The 25031-nt window shown below is 63.3% G+C and carries 29 protein-coding genes; 16 read left to right on the forward strand and 13 right to left on the reverse strand.

Going from position 1 to position 25031, the window contains the following annotated elements:
- Positions 1–114: 114 nt before the first annotated feature.
- The 7 genes from MFF07_RS19310 to MFF07_RS19340 all read right to left on the reverse strand — a co-directional run bounded on the left by MFF07_RS19310 (position 115) and on the right by MFF07_RS19340 (position 6895).
- Positions 115–1137 carry a hypothetical protein gene (locus MFF07_RS19310; protein ID WP_238232667.1) on the reverse strand — a complete coding sequence of 341 codons (1023 nt, stop codon included), beginning with the start codon at positions 1135–1137 and terminating at the stop codon, positions 115–117.
- A gap of 113 nt (positions 1138–1250) precedes the next feature.
- Positions 1251–2366: a class I SAM-dependent methyltransferase gene (locus MFF07_RS19315; RefSeq protein WP_238232668.1), complete on the reverse strand. Its 1116-nt coding sequence runs from the start codon at positions 2364–2366 to the stop codon at positions 1251–1253.
- Between the two features lie 243 nt (positions 2367–2609).
- The gene (locus tag MFF07_RS19320; RefSeq protein WP_238232669.1) at positions 2610–2903 is read right to left on the reverse strand and encodes a hypothetical protein; all 294 of its coding nucleotides are present in this window, start codon (positions 2901–2903) and stop codon (positions 2610–2612) included.
- Positions 2904–2953: 50 nt separating this feature from the next.
- Complete coding sequence (locus MFF07_RS19325) at positions 2954–4231, reverse strand: hypothetical protein (RefSeq protein WP_238232670.1); 1278 nt, start codon at positions 4229–4231, stop codon at positions 2954–2956.
- A 119-nt stretch (positions 4232–4350) separates the two neighbouring features.
- Positions 4351–5472 carry a hypothetical protein gene (locus MFF07_RS19330; RefSeq protein WP_238232671.1) on the reverse strand — a complete coding sequence of 374 codons (1122 nt, stop codon included), beginning with the start codon at positions 5470–5472 and terminating at the stop codon, positions 4351–4353.
- Between the two features lie 69 nt (positions 5473–5541).
- Positions 5542–6117: a hypothetical protein gene (locus tag MFF07_RS19335; protein ID WP_238232672.1), complete on the reverse strand. Its 576-nt coding sequence runs from the start codon at positions 6115–6117 to the stop codon at positions 5542–5544.
- A 97-nt stretch (positions 6118–6214) separates the two neighbouring features.
- On the reverse strand, positions 6215–6895 hold the full coding sequence (locus MFF07_RS19340) for a hypothetical protein (protein ID WP_238232673.1): 681 nt from the start codon (positions 6893–6895) through the stop codon (positions 6215–6217).
- Positions 6896–6997: 102 nt separating this feature from the next.
- On the opposite strand from MFF07_RS19340, the gene MFF07_RS19345 reads away from it, so the two are divergent.
- From MFF07_RS19345 to MFF07_RS19385, 9 genes are all read left to right on the forward strand, one after another.
- The gene (locus MFF07_RS19345) at positions 6998–7309 is read left to right on the forward strand and encodes a helix-turn-helix domain-containing protein (RefSeq protein WP_238232674.1); all 312 of its coding nucleotides are present in this window, start codon (positions 6998–7000) and stop codon (positions 7307–7309) included.
- Positions 7310–7341: 32 nt separating this feature from the next.
- Positions 7342–8091, forward strand: coding sequence for a TIGR02391 family protein (locus tag MFF07_RS19350; RefSeq protein WP_238232675.1), 750 nt, complete (start codon positions 7342–7344; stop codon positions 8089–8091).
- Positions 8092–8095: 4 nt separating this feature from the next.
- A complete protein-coding gene (locus tag MFF07_RS19355; RefSeq protein WP_238232676.1) occupies positions 8096–8290 on the forward strand; it encodes a hypothetical protein in 195 nt (64 codons plus the stop codon).
- A gap of 398 nt (positions 8291–8688) precedes the next feature.
- Complete coding sequence (locus MFF07_RS19360; protein ID WP_238232694.1) at positions 8689–8937, forward strand: hypothetical protein; 249 nt, start codon at positions 8689–8691, stop codon at positions 8935–8937.
- A 310-nt stretch (positions 8938–9247) separates the two neighbouring features.
- A complete protein-coding gene (locus tag MFF07_RS19365; RefSeq protein WP_238232677.1) occupies positions 9248–9499 on the forward strand; it encodes a 3',5'-cyclic-nucleotide phosphodiesterase in 252 nt (83 codons plus the stop codon).
- Between the two features lie 984 nt (positions 9500–10483).
- Positions 10484–10993, forward strand: coding sequence for a ferritin-like domain-containing protein (locus MFF07_RS19370; RefSeq protein ID WP_238232678.1), 510 nt, complete (start codon positions 10484–10486; stop codon positions 10991–10993).
- Positions 10994–11154: 161 nt separating this feature from the next.
- A complete protein-coding gene (locus MFF07_RS19375; RefSeq protein ID WP_238232679.1) occupies positions 11155–11535 on the forward strand; it encodes an exopolysaccharide production protein YjbE in 381 nt (126 codons plus the stop codon).
- A gap of 139 nt (positions 11536–11674) precedes the next feature.
- Entirely contained in the window at positions 11675–11905 is a 231-nt protein-coding gene (locus tag MFF07_RS19380) for a hypothetical protein (RefSeq protein WP_238232680.1), read from the forward strand.
- 266 nt (positions 11906–12171) lie between these two features.
- Complete coding sequence (locus MFF07_RS19385) at positions 12172–12615, forward strand: DUF6894 family protein (RefSeq protein WP_238232681.1); 444 nt, start codon at positions 12172–12174, stop codon at positions 12613–12615.
- A gap of 77 nt (positions 12616–12692) precedes the next feature.
- Here MFF07_RS19385 and MFF07_RS19390 read toward each other — a convergent pair whose 3' ends face one another.
- A complete protein-coding gene (locus MFF07_RS19390; RefSeq protein WP_238232682.1) occupies positions 12693–12998 on the reverse strand; it encodes a hypothetical protein in 306 nt (101 codons plus the stop codon).
- Between the two features lie 386 nt (positions 12999–13384).
- On the opposite strand from MFF07_RS19390, the gene MFF07_RS19395 reads away from it, so the two are divergent.
- Positions 13385–14125: a hypothetical protein gene (locus tag MFF07_RS19395; protein WP_238232683.1), complete on the forward strand. Its 741-nt coding sequence runs from the start codon at positions 13385–13387 to the stop codon at positions 14123–14125.
- 106 nt (positions 14126–14231) lie between these two features.
- Here the strand turns inward: MFF07_RS19395 and MFF07_RS19400 are convergent, their stop codons facing one another.
- The gene (locus MFF07_RS19400) at positions 14232–14369 is read right to left on the reverse strand and encodes a hypothetical protein (RefSeq protein WP_238232684.1); all 138 of its coding nucleotides are present in this window, start codon (positions 14367–14369) and stop codon (positions 14232–14234) included.
- A 313-nt stretch (positions 14370–14682) separates the two neighbouring features.
- On the opposite strand from MFF07_RS19400, the gene MFF07_RS19405 reads away from it, so the two are divergent.
- The 3 genes from MFF07_RS19405 to MFF07_RS19415 all read left to right on the forward strand — a co-directional run bounded on the left by MFF07_RS19405 (position 14683) and on the right by MFF07_RS19415 (position 16597).
- The gene (locus tag MFF07_RS19405) at positions 14683–15405 is read left to right on the forward strand and encodes a Crp/Fnr family transcriptional regulator (protein ID WP_238232685.1); all 723 of its coding nucleotides are present in this window, start codon (positions 14683–14685) and stop codon (positions 15403–15405) included.
- A gap of 108 nt (positions 15406–15513) precedes the next feature.
- Positions 15514–15732, forward strand: a complete 219-nt coding sequence (locus MFF07_RS19410; RefSeq protein ID WP_238232686.1) for a hypothetical protein — start codon at positions 15514–15516, stop codon at positions 15730–15732.
- A gap of 364 nt (positions 15733–16096) precedes the next feature.
- The gene (locus MFF07_RS19415; RefSeq protein WP_238232687.1) at positions 16097–16597 is read left to right on the forward strand and encodes a Ros/MucR family transcriptional regulator; all 501 of its coding nucleotides are present in this window, start codon (positions 16097–16099) and stop codon (positions 16595–16597) included.
- A 296-nt stretch (positions 16598–16893) separates the two neighbouring features.
- On the opposite strand, the gene MFF07_RS19420 is transcribed toward MFF07_RS19415, so the two are convergent.
- The 4 genes from MFF07_RS19420 to MFF07_RS19435 form a co-directional block, all read right to left on the reverse strand.
- The gene (locus MFF07_RS19420) at positions 16894–20301 is read right to left on the reverse strand and encodes a hypothetical protein (RefSeq protein WP_238232688.1); all 3408 of its coding nucleotides are present in this window, start codon (positions 20299–20301) and stop codon (positions 16894–16896) included.
- A complete protein-coding gene (locus MFF07_RS19425; protein ID WP_238232689.1) occupies positions 20298–21332 on the reverse strand; it encodes a hypothetical protein in 1035 nt (344 codons plus the stop codon). Before MFF07_RS19425 ends, MFF07_RS19420 begins: the two co-directional genes overlap by 4 nt.
- A 554-nt stretch (positions 21333–21886) precedes the next feature.
- On the reverse strand, positions 21887–22168 hold the full coding sequence (locus tag MFF07_RS19430) for a hypothetical protein (RefSeq protein WP_238232690.1): 282 nt from the start codon (positions 22166–22168) through the stop codon (positions 21887–21889).
- A gap of 315 nt (positions 22169–22483) precedes the next feature.
- Positions 22484–23080, reverse strand: a complete 597-nt coding sequence (locus MFF07_RS19435; protein ID WP_238232691.1) for an Arc family DNA-binding protein — start codon at positions 23078–23080, stop codon at positions 22484–22486.
- 165 nt (positions 23081–23245) lie between these two features.
- Between MFF07_RS19435 and MFF07_RS19440 the strand changes: the two genes are divergently transcribed.
- The 3 genes from MFF07_RS19440 to MFF07_RS22785 form a co-directional block, all read left to right on the forward strand.
- The gene (locus MFF07_RS19440; RefSeq protein ID WP_238232692.1) at positions 23246–23518 is read left to right on the forward strand and encodes a hypothetical protein; all 273 of its coding nucleotides are present in this window, start codon (positions 23246–23248) and stop codon (positions 23516–23518) included.
- A gap of 303 nt (positions 23519–23821) precedes the next feature.
- Positions 23822–24304: a hypothetical protein gene (locus MFF07_RS19445; RefSeq protein WP_238232693.1), complete on the forward strand. Its 483-nt coding sequence runs from the start codon at positions 23822–23824 to the stop codon at positions 24302–24304.
- Positions 24305–24438: 134 nt separating this feature from the next.
- Positions 24439–25031 (forward strand): DUF7146 domain-containing protein (locus MFF07_RS22785; protein WP_444543603.1); only part of this gene is annotated, 593 nt, incomplete at its 3' end.

Genomic DNA, 25031 nt, shown 5'->3' on the forward strand with positions numbered 1-25031 from the left:
GTTCCCTCGCGTCGAGGCTCAGAGCCGGCCGCCGCCGTAAGACCGATCTCAGCCGTCACGATGCGGCAGCGCCCCGGCGTTCATTCAATAGGGTGCTGAGGCGCTTTTTGCGTGTCAGCCCCTGAACGTCATGATCGCCTTGGCTCGACGATAAGCGTCAGTCACAAACGCGCCGGCGCGTAATTTCAAGAAGAGGCTCGGCATGTGCTTGTCAGTGTGAGGTTTGAGATCTTTATTTTCAGGTTCTGCTAGGTTTCGCTTCTCAGCGTGGTGAGATGTTTGAGACTGCGCTAGGGCCTTTTCGAGTATCATGCAGCGTGTTTGATAGTTTGCGATGTTGCCTGGCTCTATCCTAAGAACGATGTCATTGACGCCCAAAGCCCACTTAAGTTTATTCTTAATATACAGATGCAATGACAGTGTATGCAGATATGTTCTCGAATTTCTCCGCCCTGATTGATAAGACAATTCCGGAAAGCGTCCGGTGTCCAATGATTTTAGCAAAACATCTCGAAGTATTCCTATTTCTTTTAGGTACGCAATCGATGTATGATCACAATAGGGTACCGATTTTAAGGTAAGATTATCAGATGGTATAAGTTTTATAAACTTCTCGATTTGAAATTTGTCGATATCTTTATTGTCATAAAAAATTAAAAACTTTGTGGTCTTACTGATACTTTCGTCCGTCAACTCATAGCGCCAATTAACATGCGGAACTGCGTAGTGCCAGCGTGTATCAAAGCTGTCGCGGACTGAATATTGTGGCGATAAAAGAAGAACGGTGTCGCAACTGAGCAGCTTAGAGAATACTGCTGCCGCAAAACCTCCCATCGAAAATCCGTAACCAACCACCCTTTGGTATGATCGCTCGTAGATTAATTGAGATATTTTGTCGAATATCTCAAATGGTAACGTCTGATACCAATCATTTGCTGTAGTTTTGAAGCATATTACATCGTATCCGGCTCCGTAGAGCGTTGATCCACCGTCCGGCATTCCGTCCAGGCTGGTGTTTCCATGATTAGAGAAAACAAAAGCAATTCTTTCATGTTTCTCGATCGAATTGAAAAAGAACTCAACGCGAAATTTGTCAACTTCCAATAAAATATTATTCGAAATATTTGAAAATGTCATATGGCAATCTCATTCATTGTAAGTGCTCTCATTGCCTTGGAGCGATCCCATCATTGAATTTCAATTGATCGATCTATTAGGTTTTATTTACGGTCAAAATTAGAAATTATAAATCATGCTATATACTCAACTAAATCAACATAAGCTCGACAAGAAACATCAGCCGACCCATTGGTAATGCATCGAAACTCTACGCCAAAAAGTAGATCGTCTATAGTAAAATCTAGCTTTACCAATCTTCGGCCATTTGTGGAAACCTCCTGTTGAGCCAGTTTCGTTGTGCGACTGAATGATAATGCCTCACACACTAGGGCGCTTTGGCCATTCTTAGTGTTGGCGACGTCCACCTCGAACGTGCAGACGTAACGGCCAGGTCGCAGCGGGGCATACGGACCATACATCAAAGCACCAGTCGTTCCGGCAGGCGCTTGGAACCAGGGGTTTCCATCCTTATCGCACTTCGATCCGATCTCGCTTTGTGTTCGCCGAAGACGCTGCGGCCATGCCTTCTGGAAGACCCCGTTCAGCAGGTCGGCCAGCTTTTGTCTATCGGGATCACGTCCGCTGCGCCGAGCCTCGACCCACCAGATAAAGGAATCCTGTGGCCGCTCGACGGCCGCAACAAGTCGTTCGGTTACGCTCCACCCAAACTGCTCGGAGGCCCCAAAAGTGAGAGTACGCCCGGCCTCGCCATCTCGGCACAACCAAATGCCTTTCTTGGCGGTCACGTCGAAGCCCGCGTAATGCATGGCCTCCACCACCTCATCGGGGGTGCCCTCAACCGTATGTTCTGGATGTGTCCAGTTGAGCGCCTCCGTGATCTCGCGGTTGGGGCTATCTATCACCAGTAAGCCGCCCTCACGGGTGATCCGAGCCGCCTCAAGCATAAAGCCTATTAGTTCATTCGGCCAAAGGTGCTCATAGTTCTGTCCTGAAAATACAATATCGCAACTCTTTGAATCAACATCCGACATGTCTGAACAAGTGTTTGCTATCCATGTGACGTTATCCTGAAGATCATCAGGTTTAGGGCAATAAAACTCAACCCCAATATGAGTTTTTGTTTTGCCGTACGTCCACTCTATCCAATCGAAGAACCAACGACCGGCACATCCCGCGCTCAAAAAGGTTTCCGCGCCTTTTGGTAGATTGCGCAGGAAGGCGGCCCGAGCTTGATGCAGGATCATCTGCGTGTCCGGCGTCTTCACTTCGCCTGAGTTTTCGCTCATGACTTTCCCAATCGCAGGTGCAACAGCGCGCTACCCATCACCAAATTCGGGTCGATTGGCAAATCGGCAGGTGTCATAAGCAGGGCTTCGCCATGATGCGTAGAGCAGCCGTGCCCGGCATCCTCACGGCCATGGCCTCGGCCCGGTCGAGAAGAGTACGCGACCACCGCCGAGCCCGCCCGATGTTCCTGGCCTCCGGCGGCAGACCGAAGGCGAGGGCGGTTCGCATCGTCAGGCGGGATTTTACAGGCTGAACTCCGGGTACTGGTCGAGTTCGAGATCGCGTGTCGTGCCGCGCAGCCAGACGACTTGGCTCTCGTGCCCCTCGGGTGCGCCGAGGTCCGGCTCGGCATCGCCACCGTCCTCGTCGTCAGGCCGGGGCTCCATGCCGTCGAGGATCGCGAGGAGGTGATCAACCGTGTCGAGCGCGGCTTGGGCCGCCTCCTCGATCTCGGCTCGCACCGCGACCTGATCCAAGGGCGCCAGCCGCCCGGCGGCAGGGCGGGTCCGTCGTCGGAAGGGGATCACGTTGGCCACCGTCAGACCTCCTGCACCAGCGCAGCCATCAAGGTCGCGTGCGTCTGCTTTCACACATGAAGGTTGTCCGCGCCCTCGCCCTGCTCGCCCATGCCGTAGAGGTCCATGACGAACCGGACGTATTCGACGAGGGCGAGACGCCCGGCCTGGGTCGTCGGGACCGTCGAGAGCGCAGCGTCGCGGGTCCGGCTCTGCACGATGCAAAGCTGGTGCTCTTCCGCAAAAATCGGTTCGGTGAGACGGCTGGGCCGTGCGCTGGCCTGCGTCTGCCACTCCGCCATCTCGGCCTCGGCGGCGCGGCTCGCAGCAATGGCCGTCAACGCTGGGTCCTCGGCCTCGACGGCTGGCTCCGACCCCAGCCGCATCACGTCGTCGTGGAACGAGAGGAGGGTTTCGGACAGGTCCTCGCCGACCGTCTCGCCCTCGACGTTGCCGGGCCAGAGGTACAGCACCTTGAGCCGGAGATCGGCATGCGACCGGGCCGGGATCTCGCGCACCGCGTCGGCAAGGGCGCGGACACGGGTGCGACGGGCCTCGCCGCGATAGGCATCGGCGACGGGATCGAACGCCGCCATCTGCACGGCCTCGCGGTGCGCCTCGATCGCTCGTTGCAGATCCATCGACGCCGGCCCGGCGCGGTACATGCGAGGCTCGGGGATCACGGCACCCTCGGCCGCACCGGCCTTGGCCTGGGTCAGGTCGAACGCCTCGGCCGAGCGAAAGGCGAGGACGTGCAGGGCATCGAGGCGGAGATCGCGCCGCAGTTTGAGGGAGAGCACGCTCCGGCCCGCGTCGTCGAGCGCCGGGTCGTTGACCTGTCGCGCCATCTCTTTGCGAGCCGACGCGTAGAGGCGCGAGGCCGTGAAGCCGATCCAGTCCGTCACCGGCTTGCGCAGGACCCTGCCATCCGCGTCGCAGAACGACACCCTGCCATCGTCGTGGATCACGCCGCCGGCCATGGCGTGAAGGTCGAGCATCAGCCCAGCCGTCGCGTCGGGGTCGGCATCCTCTGCGGCGACCCGCAGGGCATCGATCCGCAGTTCGCGCTTCAGCCGCCCCTCGATCGTCCGACAGGTTGCCTCGCCGGCACCTTCGCTCTGCGCCTCGTAGAGACGGGCGAACTCGTCGAGGGCCGTGGCCAGCAGGCGTTGCGCCTCCAGACGCAAGCCGAAGCGAACCGCGACAAGCGAGGTCGGGCGCTCCGCCGGATAGGCCATCATGCCGGGGTGCTGCTTCGCTCTGGCGATGAGGTCTTTCGGCGAACCCGACTTCGGCGAGCGGATCACACGCCCGGCCGTGGCCTTCAGCGATGCGGCACGCTGTTTCAAGGAGGGGCGATCAGCACCCCGGCGGAACGGATTGGGCAAGCGGAGAGAGGGCACAGGCGGCCTCCAAGGATCACAGGATGCAGGGAAGGGCGGCAGGCGAGACCCGCCGCGAGGCGAGGTCAGGCGCGCAGCGGCGAGCGCGCGATCAGGTCGAGGAGGCGAACGTTCTCGTCGCCCTTCTCGCTGGTCTCGTCGAAGGTGAACTTCTCGGCCCGGATGAACTCGACCGCGTACCGCGCCAGCGCCTTCGAGCCTGCCGCCGTCGTCGGCACCGTTTCCAGCAGGACGTCATCGACGTAGTCGTGGAAGGCTTCCTGTGCCGCCACGTTCTCGGGGCGGGGGTCGATCGAGCCAGTGTGCAGCGGCAGCTTGCCGGTCTCGGTCCAGTCGATGAATAGGCGCTTCGCCTCATCGATCACGGCGAAGATCGGATCGGGCCGGTTCTGGTCGAGCGCGGATTGATGTGCGCCGATCAGGTCGCGAGCCAGCGAGGCGGCGATACCTTCAACGTGCACGCCCTCGTCGGACACGGACTTGGTCAGGATGGCCGCCGCCTTCGCCTGAAGGCCGGTCAGGCTTTCGGCGCGGGTCTTCGCCATGAGGTCGAGGGCGTTGTCGCGCGCGTCTTCCAGTGCGTCGTATCCCGGCACCGTGTCGCCGTTCCGATGGGGATTGCCGGAGTGCATGGCCTCCTGCCCGGCATCGAGCCTACGCAGATCATCGAGGGCTTCGGTCAGGACGGCATCGGCCGCCGGCCACCCGAACGGCAGCGACGGGCGCTCCCCGCTATCGATATACGTCGAGTCCTCGGTCGGCAGGGTGATCCTGGCCAAGTCCTTCCGCCAATCGACCCCCGCGAGATCCAAGACCTGTACGGCACGCGTCGAAGCCGGCGGCATCCCCTTTCGAGGGCTCGTGCTGTTGTTGCCGTCGTGGAAGAAGCCCCACGCCTCGTTCATCGAGCGCACGAACTGGCCTGCCCGGTGCCCCAGGTGCGGATAGAGTTCACCGCAGACGGCACGATGCTCGTGCCAGAGGAACGTCGCGTAATTCACCAAGGCGGCGCGATCGACAGCCGGTGCGGGGATCGGCAGCGGCGCGTTCAGCGCGCGATGCACGCGCAGGGTCCGGCCGTACTTCTCACGAACCGCGACGAGCTTGGTCTTGGCCCCAGCCAGTCGCTCGCGCAGGAGGCGCTTGGGCTGATCCGGGCGGGCCAGACGCTTCAGAGGATTGCGCATCTTGTGATCTCCAATGCTTGATAGATTGATAGCTCGATATACAGATTGCTTTACCTCTAAAGCGACGGTTCAGATCAGGGAGGCGAGGCCGGTCAGCACGCAGCCGCCAGCGATCAGGACGAGGCAGGCCAGCAGGTCGCCTGCAGACGCGACGGCGCGGCCGAGGCGGACCAGGGCAGGCGAGGGGGTCGGGCCGGCCTCGATCACGATGCGCGTCGGGCGAGGCGCAGACACCGAGACCGGCAGGCGGCCGGACGGCATGGCGGTGCCAATGCGCGAGACGCCATCGGAGCCGAGGAACCGCGTTAGGTCGGCCTCGCGGGCCTGGGCGATCGAATAGCCGGGCTCGCAGTCGCTGGCGTGGTGCGCCTCGGCCTCGATCCACCAGCGCAGGTGCCGGATCAGGGCGAACCCGCCGAACCGCGTAGCGCACGGCGTGCCGAGCAGGATCTCCAGCGCGATCTCCATGCTCTCGAAGGCGCGGAGCGTCGGGCCGCCCTTCGCAGCTGCCTGGAACACCGCACAGGCTTCCTCGTGCGCTTCGATCGCTGCGAGGATCGGATCGGCGTGGAAGGGGACGCGGTCGCCGTCTTCGTGGATCGGCACAAGCGGGACAGAGAAATTCGGGATCAGGGCGAGCGACATCGTTCGGGCTCCAGAGGGCTCGTGAGGGCAAGACGGGATTTCGAAAGGGAGGGGGGCTGGTCAGTCCGGTGAAGCGCGGGCGCGGCTCATGGCGGCGTCAGTGCGCGGCAGCGAGACGGGCGGCCTTGGCGGCCTGCCAGGCATCGCGGAGAGCAGCGGAGAGGCACACGCCCCAAGCCAAGCCGGTCGCCTTGCGGATGGTCTTCGCCGTGGCAATGGCGGCGGCCATGATGGCCCGAAGGTCGAAGCGGCCGGCGGAGACGAAGGCGGTGGCGCGAACCGGCTTGTCCGTGAGGTCGGCGGCTACCGTGGCGCGCTCGATGCGGCTGCCGATAGTGCTGCAAGCGAGCAGTTCGACATCGCGAGCAGCGGTGGCGCGGCTGATCCAAGCGTTGAGGCGGGCGGCGTTCTCGGGCTCGAACGCCTCGGCGCCGAGCGTATCGACCCGGCCGGGCATGCGGCGGATGGCGACGAGGACGACCGGACCGGCGACCAGGGCGGCGCGATCGACGCTCGACACTCGCACGAAGGTGTGGCGCTCACCCGATCGCCCCGTGAGGCGGTGGACCGGCTTCTCACCGAGGATGAGACCAGCGCGGGTCGGCGGGATGAATTCGATGCGGGGCTGAAAGCTGACCGGGCGAGACGCCTCGATCTCGGCCTTGCGAGCGGCCCAGCGCTCGCGGCCTTCCTGCCGGCGGATGCAGATCTGCCGGCGAGGGGTCTGCGGGAAGGCGGCGACCAGGGCATTCGAGGGGAGAAAGTTCGGGGCGGTCATCTGATTTGCCCTTGCGGCGTTCCGTGTTACACCTGAGATGTAACGGGAGCCCTGCAAGGTGTCAACACCTCAGGAGTATCGCATTACCCCTGAGGTGCATTTATGTTGTCAGCCGAGCAGCTACGAGCCGCGCGAGCCCTGCTCCGATGGGATCAGGCCACGATCGCGGACCACGCTGGAGTTTCGATCGAGACCATCAAGCGGCTGGAGAAGATGGACGGACCGCTGATGTCCACGAAGACGGCGACTCTCCACGTGCTGGAGAGGGCGTTCAGGGCGGCCGGCGTCGATTTCATCCCCGAGAACGGAGGAGGGGCCGGCGTCCGACTTCGGAGGCGGAACGACGCCAAGCTCGACGAGGGCCTGCGGCCGGATCAGCTCACGACCGAGAATGACGGCGGCGTAGCTGGATAAGTCTCAGCACCAACATAACTGTAGAGCTAGGTGTGCATATTTCCGATCTTCTTCATGATGCCGATACCGCTCTAGCGCTGGAGCCGGACGAACTCGGTGTCTACATCCTGATCTCAATCAAGGATTGGCATCAACAGCGGCAACAGATCGACATCGGGACGTTTGAAGCCGCCCACATCAACAACCCAGGCAACTTCGCTCCCCATCGAACCGGCGAGTTGAAAGAAGCCTGCCGCGAGGCGTGGGCTTGGCTCGAAGGGCAGGGATTGCTGCTGCCTGACCGGCAGTTCGTCGGTAATACGATGCAGCGCGTACTTAGCCGGCGGGCTCGCCGAATTGCCCAGGCGCGTGATCATCGCGACCTTTCGAGATCAAGATTTCTGCCGCAGGCGATCCTTCATCCCGTCATTCGCGAGGACGTGTGGGGTCTGTTCCATCGCGGAAAGTACGACACGGCTGTGTTCGAGGCGATGAAGGCGGTTGAGGTGGCGGTGCGTGAGGCCGCTGGCCTGACAAACGCGGATTACGGCACGGACCTGATGCGGAAGGCATTCAATCCGCAAGGCGGCCCTCTCACGGACGGCGGGGCCGAAAAAGGGGAGCGCGAGGCACGATCTGCCCTCTTTGCTGGCGCGATCGGATCCTACAAAAACCCGCAGTCACATAGACACGTCGCTCTCGATGACCCGAGCGAGGCGGCCGAGATCATTATGCTGGCGAACCACCTCCTGCGGATCGTGGACGGCCGCATTTCGCATGATCTGATCTACGGCAAAGCGTAGACCGATGCTGCGCCGCTCCGCCAAGGTGACCGAGTCCGAAATCCGTCGAGCGATCCGAGCCCTCAAGCAGGAGGGGTTTGAGATCCTGCGCGTCGTCCTCACCGCAGACGGGGCGTCGGTCGAGGTGGCCGATCGCTCGGCCAAGGCGAGCGCCGACGAGGCGGAGCCGGAAGAGCGCGAGCCGTGGATCATGACGTGACCGACCGGTCTGGCAGGGCGCTGACGGGCTCACGGGGCCGGGCGGCCACCTGAGGATGGCGTCAAGAGCTTTTTCCGCGCTGACAGGGTCGATCGCATGGCCGCCCAGCGTCTCGGTCGAGCACGAAGCAGGTGCGAATTGGTATCTCGACCGCCCATCAACGGGCAGGGAGAATCCATGAATGGTTCGCCTCGGAAGCGACGTCGAAAAGCGGACATCACCATCCCCGTTCAGGACAGGAAGCGCCAGATTGCATCCCCGTCAGAGACGGTCAGCGTAGCCCCTCGCGGGTTCACCGCACACGATCTCATTTCCATGGCCCGTGCCGCCCGTGACCGGCTGGATGAGGATGAGAAACCCGGATCGTGAAGCTGAATTTTCGTAGCGAAGAGAGTGCCATGTACAATCCCTTCTTCTCGTCGATGATGCTCGCGTTGGAGTCCCAAAAAGTGGTCGAGCTTCGTCTTGTGCGGCTTGCCTGGGGCGGCCGTGAAAGCGTGGCCGAGATGCAGTCGATGGTGGTCGAGAAGATCCACGCGAGCATCGAGGCCACCAGCATGCTGATGTGGGGCGGCTCACCTGAGGCTGTCATCGCCCGGTACCGCGAGCATGTGGCCACCAATTCGAAGCGCCTGTCGGCAGCCTAGCTCGAACGTCCTACGCGACCGATGAGGGGGCGGGTGGACTAAACCCTCTTCCTGCCCGTCCAACGTATTGGCCTCCGAAGGCCATGTGACCTAACTTAGCCCGGCTGCCGTTACGGTAAGCCGGACTTTTTATGAGTGCCAGCGCCACTTCAACTTAAAGGGTGCGGCTTGCGAAACAGGTCGCCCAGCGCTCGCCGGCAATGTTCAAGTCGGTCGTCGAGGAGATCGCAACGCTGTCACCAGGGCCCGAGGAACGATCCTCGCCCCTCAGTCATTCCTGCGGGCCCATGATGGGCTCAGGAAGCCAACAATGCCCCGCCTCGCTACCTTTGCGCTGCTTCTCGCAGTGCCGCTTGTCGTCGCCTCGGCTTCCATCGCGCAGGACAGCAAGCGAGGCAACGCGGATCTGAAAAAGTATTGCTCCGGCGACGCCGTCACATTCTGCAGCGGCAACGATCCGGACAGCAAGGAGATGGACGCCTGCTTCAAGACGCATCGCGCCGAGCTGTCTGAGAACTGCCGTCGTGCGATCACCGCCTACGAGGCTTCAGGCGGCAAGTGAAGACTTTACCCGTGCGTCGGATCGTTCTCGCCATCACTATCGCAGCCACTTTGACAGGGGCCGCACTCGCTCAAAGCCAACCTCCGATCCAGGGTCCGGAGGACGCTACCTGCCGCGAGGATGCGAGAAATCGCCTACTGGGCGCTCCCAACCCCAAAGGGCTGTCCCCGTTTGATCTGGGCGCACAACTCTACCACGAGTGCATGAAGCGCCTGGGCGCGGAGGGGGCCGCTTCAAAGCGGCGCGACTGATCGCGCACGCATCATTAGCAAAGCGCTAACCCCTACCCATCACCCTGTCGGACATGCCTCAGTATGTACGACGCACTGGCAAGGTAGCTGGCTGGGCAGCGGCCACCCTTGTCTGTGCCGGGCTTGGTGCCGCCCTCATCGGCGCCGATCATCGAGCGCAAAACAAAGCTTCGATCGCGCGGGGCATCGACCCTGCTACGACCGGGTCACTTGCACCTCCCAAGGGGCGCTGGTGTGGCCTTGCGTCCTGGTGTCACTGACCCGCCTACGCTCAGGTTCAGGCGTAGGGGCCGTGAATTAGGTCGCTTAGGGCTTAGGCTGAGCAGGGGCTGGATTGCTCGAATTGGCTGGTTGCTCACGCGAAGCAGAACCGCCTGTACCGGCCGAACTCGCGCCTGACAGGCTCTGGCTCGACGGGTCGGATGGTACCTTCGATCCCTGGTAGGTCAGGATCGCAGCACCGGCCGCAAGCGCTAGAACAACACCCACAATCAAGGCGAAGAGCGTAGGCTTTCCGCGCTCTGCCTGCCTTGCCTCCGTTCCCGTCTCACGCTGGCTCACGAGGTCCTCCGTATCGATGCGCCACTGGGATGTGACAGCACGCCAACCGAAAGCATCGCGAGGGCGTTCCGACCGAACTTTGGGGGTTCGAGCCAGGTCGGAACTTGGCCGTACGACCGGAAGGTTGCCTTACATATCGAGCCTCGTGCTCGGGTGAGAAAAGGCAAACGCCATGGCGATCGATACACGCGAGATTTACGTCACCGCCCTCAAGAACACGCATGCGATTGAGATGCAGGCCCTTCAGATCATGGAGCGGCAGATTGAGCGGCTGAAAAACTATCCCGAGATGGAGCAAGCACTTCGCCGTCACGTCGACGAAACCCACGGGCAGCGGGATCGGCTGGAGGAGGCAATGCAGAGCCTCGGCGACAGCCCTTCGACGATCAAGGAAGGCTTCCTCGGCTTCGTCGGCAACATGATGGCGCTCGGCCATGCGCCGGCCCAGGACGAGATCCTGAAGAACACCTTCGCCAATCACGCCTTCGAGAATTTCGAGATCGCCGCCTACGAGTCACTGCTCGTGATCGCAGATGCCGCCGGACAGAGTGGCCATACGAGCGGCTTCCAGCAGTCTCTGAAAGAGGAGCAAGGCATGGCGCAGAAGGTTCGCGATCTCGTGGGACCGACGACACGCCGGTACATCGAACTCACGACCGCGGGCGAAAAAGCTGACCGCTAGGGTCATAGGAGGATCACGTTGGAGCGTCCTCCCTCGACTGATCCCGCCCGGCGACCAGCTGCGGCGGGTTATTTTCGTGCACAGCTGCCCCGAACTTCTGGGAACTCCTACTCTCACCTGCCGCTTTCTCCCGCGCCAAAAAAAACAAACCGGAGGAATCCATGAAGTTCGCATCGATCAGCACTGCTGCGGCCGCGCTCTTGCTCTCTGTCTCTGTCGTGACCGCCGCGCCCTGCAATACGGGTGCAGCGAAAGGTAAGACGCCTGAGCAGTCCGCCTCGAACGACAAAAGCTCCGCTGTCGACAAGTCGAGCAAGAACGAGGCTGGGGGCGCTCAGCCGGCTTCGCCCGGTACCGTGGGCGCCATGAACAATGCGGGCGCCAATCAGGACGTCGGCAAGCAGGGCTCGGCCGATAAGGCCAAGGAAGATCCAGCCTCCAAGAACACTGCAGGCGGGAACCAGCCGGCGTCCCCCGGTACGGTCGGGGCGATGAACAACGCCGGTGCCAACCAGGGCGTTGGCAAAGACGACAACTGCTGATCGGGCAGTGCCATAACCTGAACGCTTGGCCCGTCTGGCAACCGCCGGCGGGCCATCAACCGGACGGCCCCCGATATGGGTCGCCCAGCGCTCGCTGCCCGGACATGTGGATTGCCAGCAACAGCTTAAGGCCCGCGACATGTATGAGGTCAAAGCCCGCGACGCGACCGGCCTTGTCATCGCGATCGGTCCTGCTGAGTTTGCCTCGATCGATCTGGCCCGCGGTTTTGCAGCTGGTATCGCGCGGTGGATGCTCGCAACCGATCGCCTGGATGGACAGATCGATATCACCAGCGATGGCGAACGTATCGAGGGAGCGACCTTCGCCTACTGGTCGCAGCCTGAGTTGCCAGCGGAGCAACGCACCTAATGCCGGCTGTCACCGGCTCGACCCCGCCGCCCGATCTGATCACGGGCTGGCGGGGGAGGTCGTTTATCTCACCAGCGAGCCGTCAGGGTGACAGGACCCGGGTAACCGAAGGCCCACGACGAGGGCTCGACGCCCTGCTGTTGTGCGTCCCTTGAAAAGCACCCCATTTTTTATTCGGAAATGAGGGATGCCCCAGGGAGTAGCGCCGATTTCCGCGACCTGCAAAAGGCCCCTTTTTGGTACGGCCTGGATCGGCGCGAAGAGGCATGACGGGCAAGGCGGACGCGCCCCGTGAAGTGGGGAGCACTGCGCTGGAAGATGGGATGCAGCCCCGCTGCCATGTGATTGTGGCAGGCCGAGGATGCGCGAATGGCGCTGGGCTCGCACTGACCTATGCTGGACAACGGCGCGAGCCACGGCACGGCTTCGTCGGGCACCATGGGACCTTAGGCTCCGTTCGCGATCGTCAACCGATGCCAAAATACTTCCTGCACGTTCACGACAGCACGGGTCGGGTTGCAGATTTAGACGGTAGCGAACTTCCCAACCTCGATGCTGCCTGGGCGAAAGCCATGGAAAGCGCGCGGTGCATCCTTGCCGACCGGGTGCGGAACGGACGTCCCATCGGTCGCCATTACATTGAGATCGCTGATGAGGGCGATCAGGCGCTGGCCTACGTGCCAATGCGTGCGGCTCTGGATCTCAGCTGAGCCTACTGGAAGCCATGTTGTCGGTACGTCGAGGGGGATGCGGGCAATAGTTTCAGTGCCGCGATCACGCCCTCGTCTCAAAGGATACCCTTGCCCGGCAACGGTTCCGCCGCGGCGGCGCCGGCCTCCGGTGATGGAGGCGAACTCAGCGCCTCGGCTGAGAAGTGGCCGTCCACCAGCGTGCCGATCATCGCCCATAGGGCCTGATGCTCTGGGCCATCGCGGCCGAGGCTCAGGAACACCGGCAGGCTGATATCGACGACGTTACCGCCCGAGGGCTCGTTGGCGGTATGGCGGACGAAGGTATGACCCGTCTCGAAATCCCAGAGCAAATGCCAGGTGTCGCCGTTCCCGCTGGCGTAGATCTCGCGCATGGCGGTCATCTGGATCTCGCTCGACCTACAGCCTGCCAGCCATGAAGGGCAGACTGGATCGACCAACGCATCGACGCTGATAGCCGATCCCTAACGTTGACTTAACCGTGTGGCCCGGCCGACATGCCTCGTTCCGGTCGGGCTCGTCTATCGCGAGTCGTGAGCCGGAAAAGGAGATCAGCGCCGCGAGCTAAACCCTGAAACGACTACGGGCTCCCTGACGCCAATCAGGAAGCCCGCGAAATCGAAGTGGCCTTTGGGGGCCCATCTGCAATCCCCCATCAGCCATAGCTCCCGCCGGGAGTCAACGGGAACGCCAATTCCCGGAGCGATGAAGTCGTGCCTGGACCCCAAGCCGCGGCCCGTGAGGGACCGGGACGATGTTTCACGCGCGAATGCTCGCCGCGATCGACGGCGCGCGCACGCTCGCCAGCATGGACGAGTTGTCGAAGACGATCTGGCAGGCCCATGCTGGCGGTGCGGTTGATGATGACGGGGCCCAGACCCTCGCCGAGGCCCTGCATCTCCGTCGGGGCGTGATTAGAGGCTCCCTGAAGCCCGTTGGCGTTCCGGTGGGCCGTCGCAGCCTATTCCCCTCTAAGCGCCCTCAGCGGGCTCCTGATCGCATGGAGGCCCTATCGCGCCGTCGACGTCTCGCTGCATCCGGGCCGATGCCGCCGGCGCTTGCCAGCCGCTTCACGGTCGGACAGATCTCGGTCCTGCGCATCGTCGCTGACGAAGTCGCCACGAAGGGCGTCTGCGGCCTCTGCATCGACGCAATCGCCGCTAGGGCCGGGGTGTGCCGTAGGTTGGCGCAAGGCGCGATCCGCGAGGCCGAGGGCGACGGCTTGCTTGTCATCCAAGAGCGACGCCACGAGGGTCGAAAGAACGACCCGAACCTCGTCCGCATCATCAGCCACGAGTGGCGGCAATGGATCGAGCGAGGCCAGACCCAAAAGCGAAACGGTTTCGCATCTCGACTGGCCGGGACGCATAGGGTGCAGAAAGATTCACCCCACGGATATCCCAGTTCTAAATCTGCTTGTTCGAGATCAACGGAAGCCGAAAAAGGGCTGCCGGGAACCGGCGGGCGACGCCACGACCAGAGAGCAGATCGAAATCCGAGCGGCTGGTAGAAGCCGCCGAGCTATGCGGTGACGGTCTGGGGCTGTTCGGCATGACGGACGCGACAAGTTCGATGCGCGGCGAGCCAACCTATGCCCTGTCGCCAATACGGAGCGATCACAGCGTGTTGTTCTCGGTGTCCGTAAGCCAGATCGCGTTCACAACGGCTTCGTGTTCTCCGAAGGCGCGGTTCCGAGCGAAAAGCATGGCTTCTTGAGAATTGGCTGCTTCGAACGTTTCGTCGATTTTAGGCATGCCAATCTCGCTGTCGTCCTGACGGACGGCTCCTCGCAATCGGAAAAGTGGCATGTCGTCGGCTCAGCCCCATTGAGACAAGAGAGCATTGTCCCTTAGGCATCTGCGCCCAAGCAAGCCAGAAGACGGTCAGATCGGCGTCGGAAGAAAAATCTAACTTCTAATTTATGTCGGGTATCCGACATTTATTGTCGCTCATCTTACAGGAATAAACCGTACGCAAGCGAACAGTGCTTGGCATCGTCTATCCTAGATTAGAAATCTATGTGAAGCCACGTGTCTACCAAAATCGGAGACACATGAGAGCTTCACTATGCAGAGCATCTACAAAGGCAAGCTACCGCTTTCACCACCACCCAAATTAGCCGTTATCAGTGCGCTCGACGGGATCGGCACGCTAGTAGGTGCCAAGTTCCGTGAGCACCAAGTTGACAAGGGGCAGGACGTTCTGCGGTTCGGAGAAGTCCCAGAAGGACTGCACGTCCTCATTGCTGGGCACACCTGTCGTTACCGGATGCTGGGAGATGGCCGACGGCAGATTACTGCTATTCTAGTCCCAGGCGATTTGTGCGACCTTGAGGCCGGCCTTCGCGGTCGTGCCGATTATGCTGTGGGGGCACTGACACGGTGTCTGGTCGGTCATCTCCCTGCCGATCCGATCTGTGATGCTAAGCCACTGAACCAAGAACTGTTGGCGGCGCTCCTGATCCGGTTGCGCCGTGACGAGGCTATCGCACGCGAATGGATGGTCAGCCTAGGCCGGCGATCAGCAATTGAGAGCTTGGCGCATCTGTTCTGCGAGTTGCGGACGCGATTGGCAGACGTCGGACTAGCCACCGAAGACAGCTACGAGTTGCGTATCACTCAGGATGATCTCGCTGACGCGCTCGGCATCACTAGTGTGCACGTCAATCGTGCCTTGAAGCAGCTTCGAGAGTACGGGTTAATCACATTGAAGCGTGGAATCTTAGTGATGTCCGATCGGCCTGCACTCGAAAAGCTGGCGTTGTTCGACCCGTCCTATTTGCAGCCGTAAACTTACCGGCGACCCATCCGCAACGCGCGCCATCGTGGCGCGCGAGGGGTCGCGGCGCAGCCTGATAGGCGGCTATGGTCGCAATCTGGCTGCGTGGTCGAGGACGGCATGAGCGACGACACGGCCGCCCTAATCCTCGCCGTTGTCGTTGAGAACGCCGAGCTGCGCGCACAGCTCGCCGAGGCCCAAGACCTCCTTGTCGAGACCGCCGTGGATGCCGGCGAACTGCACGCTCGTATGGAGGATCTGCAGGCTGACCTCATCGAGGCTCGTGCCGAGCGCGATGCATGGCGAGCTGAAGCGGAGCGGAGGCGACGGGCGGGGTAGGTGACACCGCATCACCCGTAGTCAGGGATTATAGCCCAGCGCACTTCGCTCATTGAGCGCGACGGCACGCGCCTCCCCGGCAGTGATCGCAGCGCGATGTGCCGGATACGACTCGGTCGCGCACTCGACGAAAAGACCGTCATTCGATCTGACTGTCCAGCGATACCGGCTAGGTTTTAAAGAGCAGTGGCGGATCTCAAATTCGAAAATGCGGCGGTTCGTACGATCTGACATCGAAACGCTGTCTTGCTCCTTTGAGTAATTCGCTCCACCAGGGCCACTTATTCGACATTTCTTGGACCGCGCGTATTGCATGCAACGCAATTTGGATGTCTTAGCGATTATCTGAAAAAGGAATCAACACGTGGACGATACTGCTACCCCTACCCCCGACGTGATCAACCTCAGTGTTGACATCGTCGCTGCTTTCATCTCGAACAACTCGCTGCCTGCCTCCGAACTTCCGAAAATGCTAATCAGCGTTCACGCCGCTGTTAGCGCACTCGCAAACGGTAGCAGTGCTACCGCTTCAGCAGAGCTAGAGTCCGAGAAAGCGACGCCTTCGCAGATCAAGAAGTCGATCACGCCGGACGCCCTGATCTCCTTCCTCGACGGCAAATCATACAAGACGCTAAAGCGCCACCTCTCGACCCGCGGGCTCGACTTCGCCGCCTACCGAGCACGGTATGGCCTGCCGTCGGATTATCCGACCGTTGCGCCGAACTACTCAGCAGCGCGTTCAGCACTCGCCAAGAGCCTCGGGCTGGGCCAGCTCGGTGCACAGGCAGCAGCGAAGGCTACGGCATCGGATGACACAGTCGCTGATAAGCCAAAACGCGGACGGCCTGCGAAGAAGGCCGACTGATTAAAGGGGGCCTCGTCGGGTAGCTTCGTTTCCGAACGCTTGGCCGGGCCCTCTCTTTCCGCCTGCCGACCGATCCGATTGCCGCCAGCCCGCCGCCGCGCCATGTTCAGCCGATGCCTCATTGGTTTTCGCGCACGCTTTGGATGGCCCTGCAGGGCGCGATCGTGGTTGGCTTCGTGCTGATCGAGCATCAAGACGCCATCGCGCTCGGAAGACGCGAACAACTGGGCATCGCATTCATCGTCGGCTGTGGCGCTGCCATCGCCGTCACCTTCCTGCTGACGAAGGGCTGGGACCTATCGCGCGCCGGACTGACCTGGCTGCATCGCTCCACCCGACCCCGAGTTCATGACCGTGAGGAGCCGGGAAGTGGCACGGCTCGCCTCGGGGGAACCGGGGATCGAGCGGGAGAGCGCCCGCAACTCCGGCAGGGCGGCGGGATCGAATAGGAACCGAGCGACCGTCTTCCCGCTCCGCAGAAGCTGCATGTGCGTCCACGCTTCCGATGCGGCGCGCTTCGCCCCAAGCAGGCCGCCTGAGGCCACGCCGCCGAGGCCGCCGATCCCACCACCGGCCGCGGCCCCCGATAACACGCTCGTGATCGCGCCCGAGACCGAGCCGGATTCCTTGCCCAGCACCGCCTCGATCCGGCGGTTGAACGAGGTGTCGCTGCCCTTCTGTGGCCTGTAGCCCGTGGCCTTCAGCGTGCCGAGAAGTCGATCCAGGCCGCCCCAGAGCACGTCACCGTCCGGCAGTGCGCGTACGACCGAGCGGAGGTTCCTAGCCTGCTGCGGGTTGCCAGCGACCGCGGAGGCGAACCCGGCCCCGCCGTACTGCGCCGGCAGACCCTTCCGCTCCCGAGTCGCGTCGTCGAACATCGTCTCCAGATGGGCGCGGGCGACTTGGCGTGCGGCTTCCGGATTGTTCTTCGCAATGGCGTGCATCGCCGACGCGACCTCAAGCTCCGAGCCCGCGACAGGCTTCGGGTCGAACAGCACCTTGATCGTCTTTTTGATCTTCGGTTCGGCCGCGACGAACCCGAGAGGCGTGCGCTCGACGGCCCCTAGAGCCTCCCGCGCCCTGGCAATGCCCTCCAGACGCTCCCGCACGGCCGGGAACTGTGCGAGCTGGTCCTCCTCGCTTCGCATCACGGCGCGCAATCGCTCGGCCGACAGGCTGCCACCGGTGTCTTCGGCCGCGTCCAGAAGGCGCGTACCGAGATGCCCCTCATAGGCGCGTCGGGCTTCGGGCGAGGCGACTTCGTTGAAGGCACGGGCCGCGGTCGGACCTTCGTCGATGGCGCCGGGCACACGTTCGGGCGGCATCGTGAACCGTCCGGTTTCCTGCCGTTGGCCGACGATCTTGCCGGGCGCCATGTCGAACGGATCGAGCGTGCGGGATGCCGCCTCGAACCCCGAGCGGGCATGCTCGTACTCAGGCACGGACGACAGCGTGCGGTCGAGCCGTTCGCGGACCCCCATGAGGGCGCGCTGCGCCGTCGGGTCGGCTCTGGCAATCAGGTCGCCGATCGCCTCGCGCGCCCCGTGAAGGCCGGCAACGGACAGGTCGGGCGTCCTGCCATCTTGTTCGAACAGCGTCTTGCGGGCCTGCTGCAGAGCCGAGGCTACCGGCCCCTTGGCCGAGCGCAGCGCCTCGTCGACGTGGTCGATGACGGGCTGAGGATTAGCCTGCCCGAACCGCGGCGCCGAGATCTCGTCCACCACCGTCGTCGACTTCGACAGGGGCGAGAGCGGGCCGTTCATCCCTGCGATCGTGCGCTCGTAGGCGTCGAGCGGGTCGGCGTGCTCGCCACGCATCAGGGCGCCGAGGGTGCGAGACCGGATCTCCGGGTGCAGTGTGCCGGGATCAATCCCGACGCTGCGCAGATCCGCGTCCAGCCGCCCCTCCGACAGCGACAGAGCATTGCGGTACTCGTCCGCGACCTGGCCGGGGGCGGCGCGCGCAGAGGCGGCCTGACGCTCGGCGCCGATCGGATAGCTCAGGAAGCCGCGCTGCTCGTTCTGGAGCTTGCGCAGCAACTCCGACGTCACGTCCCGCGCTGCGCCGCCATCGAGGTCCGGCTTGAGATAGCCGTGCTCAATCAGCGACTCGCGCCAATGGTTGTCGATCGACCGCCCATCCGCCCGAGCCACGTTGCCGACACCAGGGATATTGAAGCTGTGCAGGTCCGTCGCCGCCGCCTCGCCGTCGAGCTTGAGGCCACCGCGGCGCGCGATGAAGCGAGCCAAGCTCTCTAGGCCGCCCGAAACGCCGGCTTCGGCGGTCGGCGGCGGGTCGAGCGGACGAGGCGCCCGATCCGTGAAGGTCGGTCGGCCCTGCGGATAGGTGATGACCGGCTCGCCGGCACGTTCAACCGGAATGGTGCGCTCGATGCCGACGGTCTCCGGCGCCTGCCGGGCCGCGGCGTAATCCTGATCGGCGAGGGCGGCCCGCATCCCCTCGCGGCGATCGTAGACTTGGCGCAACTCGGGCTGGATCTGTAGGCCCGCTGTCTCGGGCGTGACGCGAGGACCAGCAGCGGCCCTTGCCTCAGTCAGAGCCATCCCCTGAGGGGTCTGGGCAACCCCGGATCGAGCCGCGTCCTGCACCGAGGCACCGAGCGCGGACGGGCTCTCGGTCTTACTGGCCAGCAGGTCGAAGATCTTGCGGCTGGTCTGCTCAATCTCGTCGGGTCGCTTCGAATAGAACCCGCTAGCGATGTTCTGACCCTCACCTCCGGAATGCGAGACCACCCGGGCAATTTGGGATGCTCGTGTCGCCTGCCCGCCCGTGACCGAGTTCAGGGCCTCGTCGAGGCTGACACCGATCCCGCCGCCAGGAAGTGCCCGCGAGCGTTCGATCAGCGCCGCCGCTTCATCCAGTTTCTCCGGCGACACGCCCTTGAGCACGCTCTGCATGGAGCCCGATCCGCCCTTCGGGGCTTGAGCCATGGCCGTCCCGACGCCGCCACCGACACCACCGACAAGGCGTGCGAGCCCTTCGTAGCCGGGTGCGAGTTGCCGAGCGCCCTGGCCGGCCGTTTCGCTGGCCACTGCAGGGAACACCGCCTGCATCAGTTTCTGCGCCGTAGTCCCGGGCGACAGCAGGCCGCCAGGAGCGAACTCCGAAACCGTGTTGGCGTACTCGCCCGGAACGGTTTTCGGCTTGTACAGCTCGGGCAGATTGACCTTTTTCAGCCCCGCATCAGTCGCGTCCTTCAGCAGGCCGGACGACGGGAACAGGCCACGAGCCCGCGTATCCTCAAGACCCGCGATCGGCTCTTTGATGCCCTGCGCCTGCTCCGGCGTCAGCGCGCCGGTCTTCTCCAGGGCATAGGCCGCCACGTTCTGCCATGCTCGATCAACAAGGTTCAGCGCATCGGCCGGCATACTAGCCACGCCCATCACGCCCCGGGCGAGACCCGAAGGGATCGACTTGGCCACGTCCCAGGCCGTGCTCTGCGGCGCGGCAGGCGGAGGCGCGGCGCCGAGCTGCTTCATCAGATCCTCGTCCGATAGATGCGCCAAGCTGGAGGGCTGGGTCACGGCGTCGTTCGGTCGGACCTTGATTGCCAAGGAGTCGGGTGCGGTGTGGCCACCAACGGCGGGAGCCGCGAGAGGCGGCGCACCGGCCGGCGATGGAGCGGACTGCCCCAGCATCTGCATCAGCTCGGCGTCGGAAAGGTGCGAGAGTCCGGCACTCATGGCATTAACCTCCGGCGGCGCGCTTCAGCCTCAAGTTCGGCGCGGGAGGGCGGCCCGCTTGGGGGCGCCTTCTGCGGCGGCTGGTACGGCTTCACCGGAGCGAAGTTCGGCAGCACGTCGTCGACGTTCATGCCCTGACGGCTGACGATGCCCTCGTAGCCCTTCCGGTCCTGCCCGAAGGAGGTCTCGTAGGACTGGATGCGGCCGTAGGCTTCCGAGAGGAGTTGCTGGCGGGCCTGCGGCGAGAGCCGCGCGCCGCCCATGACACCGTTGTACATTCCGATCAGGCGATCGGCGACGCCTTGGGTGTCCTGGGCTAGGCGCAGCTCGCCCTCGCGGACCACTGAACCGGGGTCCATGATCTTGCCGAGGCCATAGATCAGGTTGAGGTCGGACGCCTTGGTGTCGCGATCCGCCGTCTCCAGCATGCCCGAATAGACCGGCAGCGCCTGGGAATAGTTCTTGTAGCTCGGCAGCGTGTGGATCTCCTTGCGGATGCTGCTCGACTGCTCGATGGCCTTGCTGCGGTCTGGCACGGAGGCGATTGGGCTGCCGCTGGCGTCGAACCGGGTCTGGCCGGCGCTCAAGTTGTACGGCTCGTCGGGCTTGCCGGCCGCCGCGCCTTCCGCCTGGGCCTGTGCACGAGCGCGGAGCGAGTTCGGATCGTCGGCGCCGCCAGGGGTGGCGCGCACGGACCCGTCCGGGTTGCGCTGGTAGGACCACGGGACCTCGGCGTTCTTCGGCTGGATGTTCTGCAAGGCGTTCGACAGGGCTTCGCGGTTGCCCGCAGCGCCGGCCGAAACCATGGCCTGGGCGCTCTCTCGGCTATGCCCGCCACGAACCAGCATCTCGACAGTCGAGTTCTGCCCGGCCGCTTCCTGTGCGGCCCGACGCTGTTTCAGGCCGAACTCGGCGCGCGCAAGGTCCGTCGCGGCCCGCTTACCCTCCTGCGCCTGCGCGAGCTGCAGCCCGGCCGCGAGGCCAGGGCCGAGCCCCTTCTGCGTCATCAAGCCGACCCCGATGCTGGTCATCAGGTCGCCGCCGCCGTTCTCGCTGAACCGCTTGAACCCCGATCCGAACTTGTCCCACAGCGACGGCTCCGCGCCGGTGGCAGGACCAGTGGCGGCGAGGGCCGGCGGCGTAGTTGTGGCCGGAAGGTCTGCTGGCGCCCTGCCTATGATCGGTTGAGCGTCAGGAAGAGGCTGATCGGCGGCGCGCGCAGACGGAACGCCCCCGCCGAACCCGAAGGCCGGCAGACGAGACGACGGTGACGGTGAAGGCTGCGCCTGGATCAGGTCGTCATCGCTCGGCCGAGCCGGCGGCAGGGGAACGGCTCCGGGCGCGATCAAATCGGCGGCCGGCGGATTGCCGGCGGATGGTGCCCCCAGACTAGGCGGCAATGCACCGAACCCGAAAGCCGGCAGCCCACCCGCCTGTGGAGCGCCGGCTACCGGACCCGACGCATCGAAGCCCTGCGGAGTCGGCGGCGTTCTCTGGCTGAGCATCCGAACGAAGTCGTCGGCGGTGAAGGCGGGAGCCTCATCGCGCAAAGGACCGAACCCAAAAGGCCGAGCGCCGAAGGACATTATGCGACTCCGTGCGAGGTGCGGACGGCATCGAGGCCGGAGGCGGCTGCCGCGAGATGTTGGTGGACCACGCCGAGGGCTTCGACGTGCTGGACGAAGGCGGCGAAGTCGTCGGACCGCTGGCCCAAGAGGATCGCGACCAACTCCTCGGAAAGTTGCCGGGCCGCCTCCGCGCCGCCGAGCGCGATGGTCTGGTAGTGCCGCCACATCGCCTCGCGCGGCACCTCAGCCTCCTTGAGGCCCGGCGTCATGATGGGTTCGAGTGCGGTCGCGATCTGCATGGATCAGCCGTGTGCCGCGATGGCAGCGGCGTCGCCGGCTCTCGTGTGCGTCACGCCCAAGCTGCTGGGGCAGGCAGACTTTGCGACGCTGGCGAGGGCGCGCCTAATCCAGTCGGAGGCGCTGGTCTCCTCACGCTCGGCTGCAGCAGCAATGGCCGCATCGAGCGCAGGATCGGCTCTGAAAATCCGGGTGCGGGAAAGCGTGCCCGAGCGCATGGCGTCCTCTCGTGAAGCTGTCGAGAGGATAACGCCGAGTGCTCATAGAATGTAATACAGTCAAAATTTCTTCTAAAATGCACTGTGTCGTTTGCGTGGTTAGGCGTCTGCTCCGATCAAAGCTTTTAGTGCGACAGAACGACGCTCCTCACCTTCGGGCATATTGTCATGCGCGTTTAGTCCCTCAAGCGCTTCGGACGCTGCGGCCATTTCCGAAACCCAAGCTCGCATAGCGGGATCACTCTGAGCCGCCGACAACATTCTACCGGCAAGACGCCCGAACTTATCCGCCTGCAATGCGCGCGGCATATCAATCTTATCCGGGTCTGAGCTATAGGGATACTTCGTAAAAGTAGTATCCATTACTGCTATAAGAGCCGCCCGGACAGCGGCGCGGGCATATATATCGGTCTTCCATTTATTTCCGACATACATCATAGCGGCACCCGCAGCCGCTCTCATTGCGCTTATAAGTTCTTCGGTTTCACCATCTATAGAATTGGCGAGTTCAGTATTGTTTATCGCATCATCATAATCATCGACAGAAAGACTGTGCTGGACGCGCGCCTCTACTTCACTTGCAACAGATCGGCCAGACTTAGCGGCAGCCCTATCAATACGCTCCTTAAGCTCGCGCGTAGTGCGAATATTGATTGCATGACGCTTGCCAGCGCCTTCCGGCAGCTTCGCGGGCATCTCAACTCCTGTCCGTCGTGTCGTCTCTGTCGTTTGCGACCACAGCCGTAGCGCACCCCCCAGCCGTCCGTCAATCAAGCTTGGTTGGATAATGGTCGCATAATAGGTTGCATTACCTGTCGCCCTGTGAAACAACCTGCGTCAGCCCGACCGACGGAGGCCGACATGCAGATGCAGGACACAACCACGGCGCCGCCACGCGCCCCTCAAGCGAGGGAGCGCCACAACGAGATGCCGGCGCTGCTGAGCAGGATCAGAGAAGGGAAAAACGTACGCGTCGCAGCGCTTGCAGACGCCATCGGCATGAGCCGTGGCGGTCTCTACGGAGCCATTGAGGCTGGGGACGTGGAGGCCGTGAAGATCGGCCGGGCCGTGCTCGTTCCGGCCAGAGTGGCGGGTCGCCTGCTCGGCATCCCTGACGAACCAATCGCCGCCTGATCCCGCCACCGCTGGCGGGCATCGGCCCGCTGGCTTCCGAAGCCAGCCCACCGCGCAAAAGAACGGCCCCGGCAACGGAGGACCGTCGCGCAAGGGCCGATTGAAAGTCTAAATTGTGCCCCGTTCAATTACACGACCTGCCGATAATCGGCAATCGAAATCCGTCCCCGCCCTCCGCTACGACGCCCCGGCCGCCGAAGATCTACGCTTCCGCAGCGTCTCCTGCCGGGTTCGCAGCCCGGCGCTCGCCGCGACAATCGCAGCCTTGGCGTTCGCGGTGCCGGAGAAGCTGGAGCGCCGAGCATGACGGCGCCCCGGCCAATCCCCGACAAGGTCCGCCGGATCATTCCGACGCTCGGCTCTCCGGTCGACGGGGAGGCACTTGGTGCCGCCCGCGCGATCGGGCGGGTGCTGCAGGCCGGCGGCGCCAGCTACTACGACCTCGCCGCCGCGATCCCGGCTCGGGAGCCGGAGCCCGGCCTCGGCGACTACCGTCCCTACCGCCGCGAGACATGGTCCTCGACGCCGCGGCCGGCACGCTGGGGCGACTGGAGGGGCGCCTGGGTTCGAGATGCCCGGCCCCGGAAATTCACGCCCATCCAGGAAGCGCGCCAGGAGGACATGGCCGCCTTCTGCCGGAGCCGGACGTCCCGGCTCAGCGACCGCGAGCGCGCCTTCGTCAATGGCATCGCGCCTGAGCGCCGGGGCCTGTCGATCCGGCAAGGGGATTGGCTCGCCGACATCTGCTCCCGCCTTGAACATGAGGGACGTGACTGGTGGCAATAACGCTTGCCGAAATCGCACGAGCCTTGAACGGGCAGATCGCTGGGCAGCAGGTTCTAGCCCCTGGGCCCGGTCACTCCCGCAAGGATCGGAGCCTGTCGATCCGACTGTCGGAGGCGTCCTCGGACGGCTTCACGGTGCACAGTTTCTCAGGCGACGATTTCCGCATTTGTCGAGATTTCGTAGCCGAAGCGATTGGCCTGCCGCGGGATCGTTGGCGGGAGCGACGCGAGCCTGACCAGGCCGAAGTAGAGCGCCGCCTTGAGGCTCGTAGGCGAGCTGAGGCCCGCGATCGAAATGAAACGGCGCGCCTGCAGCGCCGTGCCGTCGCCATTTGGAACGAGGCCGGCGATCCGGCTGGAAGTGTCGTCGAGCGCTACCTAAAATCTCGAGCCCTTGATCTGCCGCCGGAGGTTGCCGGCGACGTGATCCGGTTTCATCTGCGCTGCCCATGGGAGACCGGCACAGCGCCGGCCATGGTCGCGGCCATGCGGTGCGTCCGGACAGGCGCGATCACCGCCGTGCACCGGACGGCGCTCTCCCCCGAGGGCTCGAAGCTCGGACGCAAGATGTTCGGCACGGCCGGCGGCGCCGCCGTCATGCTCGACGCCGAGGAGGAGATCACCACTGGGCTCGCGATCGGCGAGGGGATCGAGACCGTGCTTGCCGCGCGCCAACTCGGTATCAGGCCGGCCTGGGCGCTCGGCTCGCTGTTCCCGGTGCTACCGGG

This window comes from Methylobacterium thuringiense, assembly GCF_022179645.1.
GTDB lineage: Bacteria > Pseudomonadota > Alphaproteobacteria > Rhizobiales > Beijerinckiaceae > Methylobacterium > Methylobacterium thuringiense.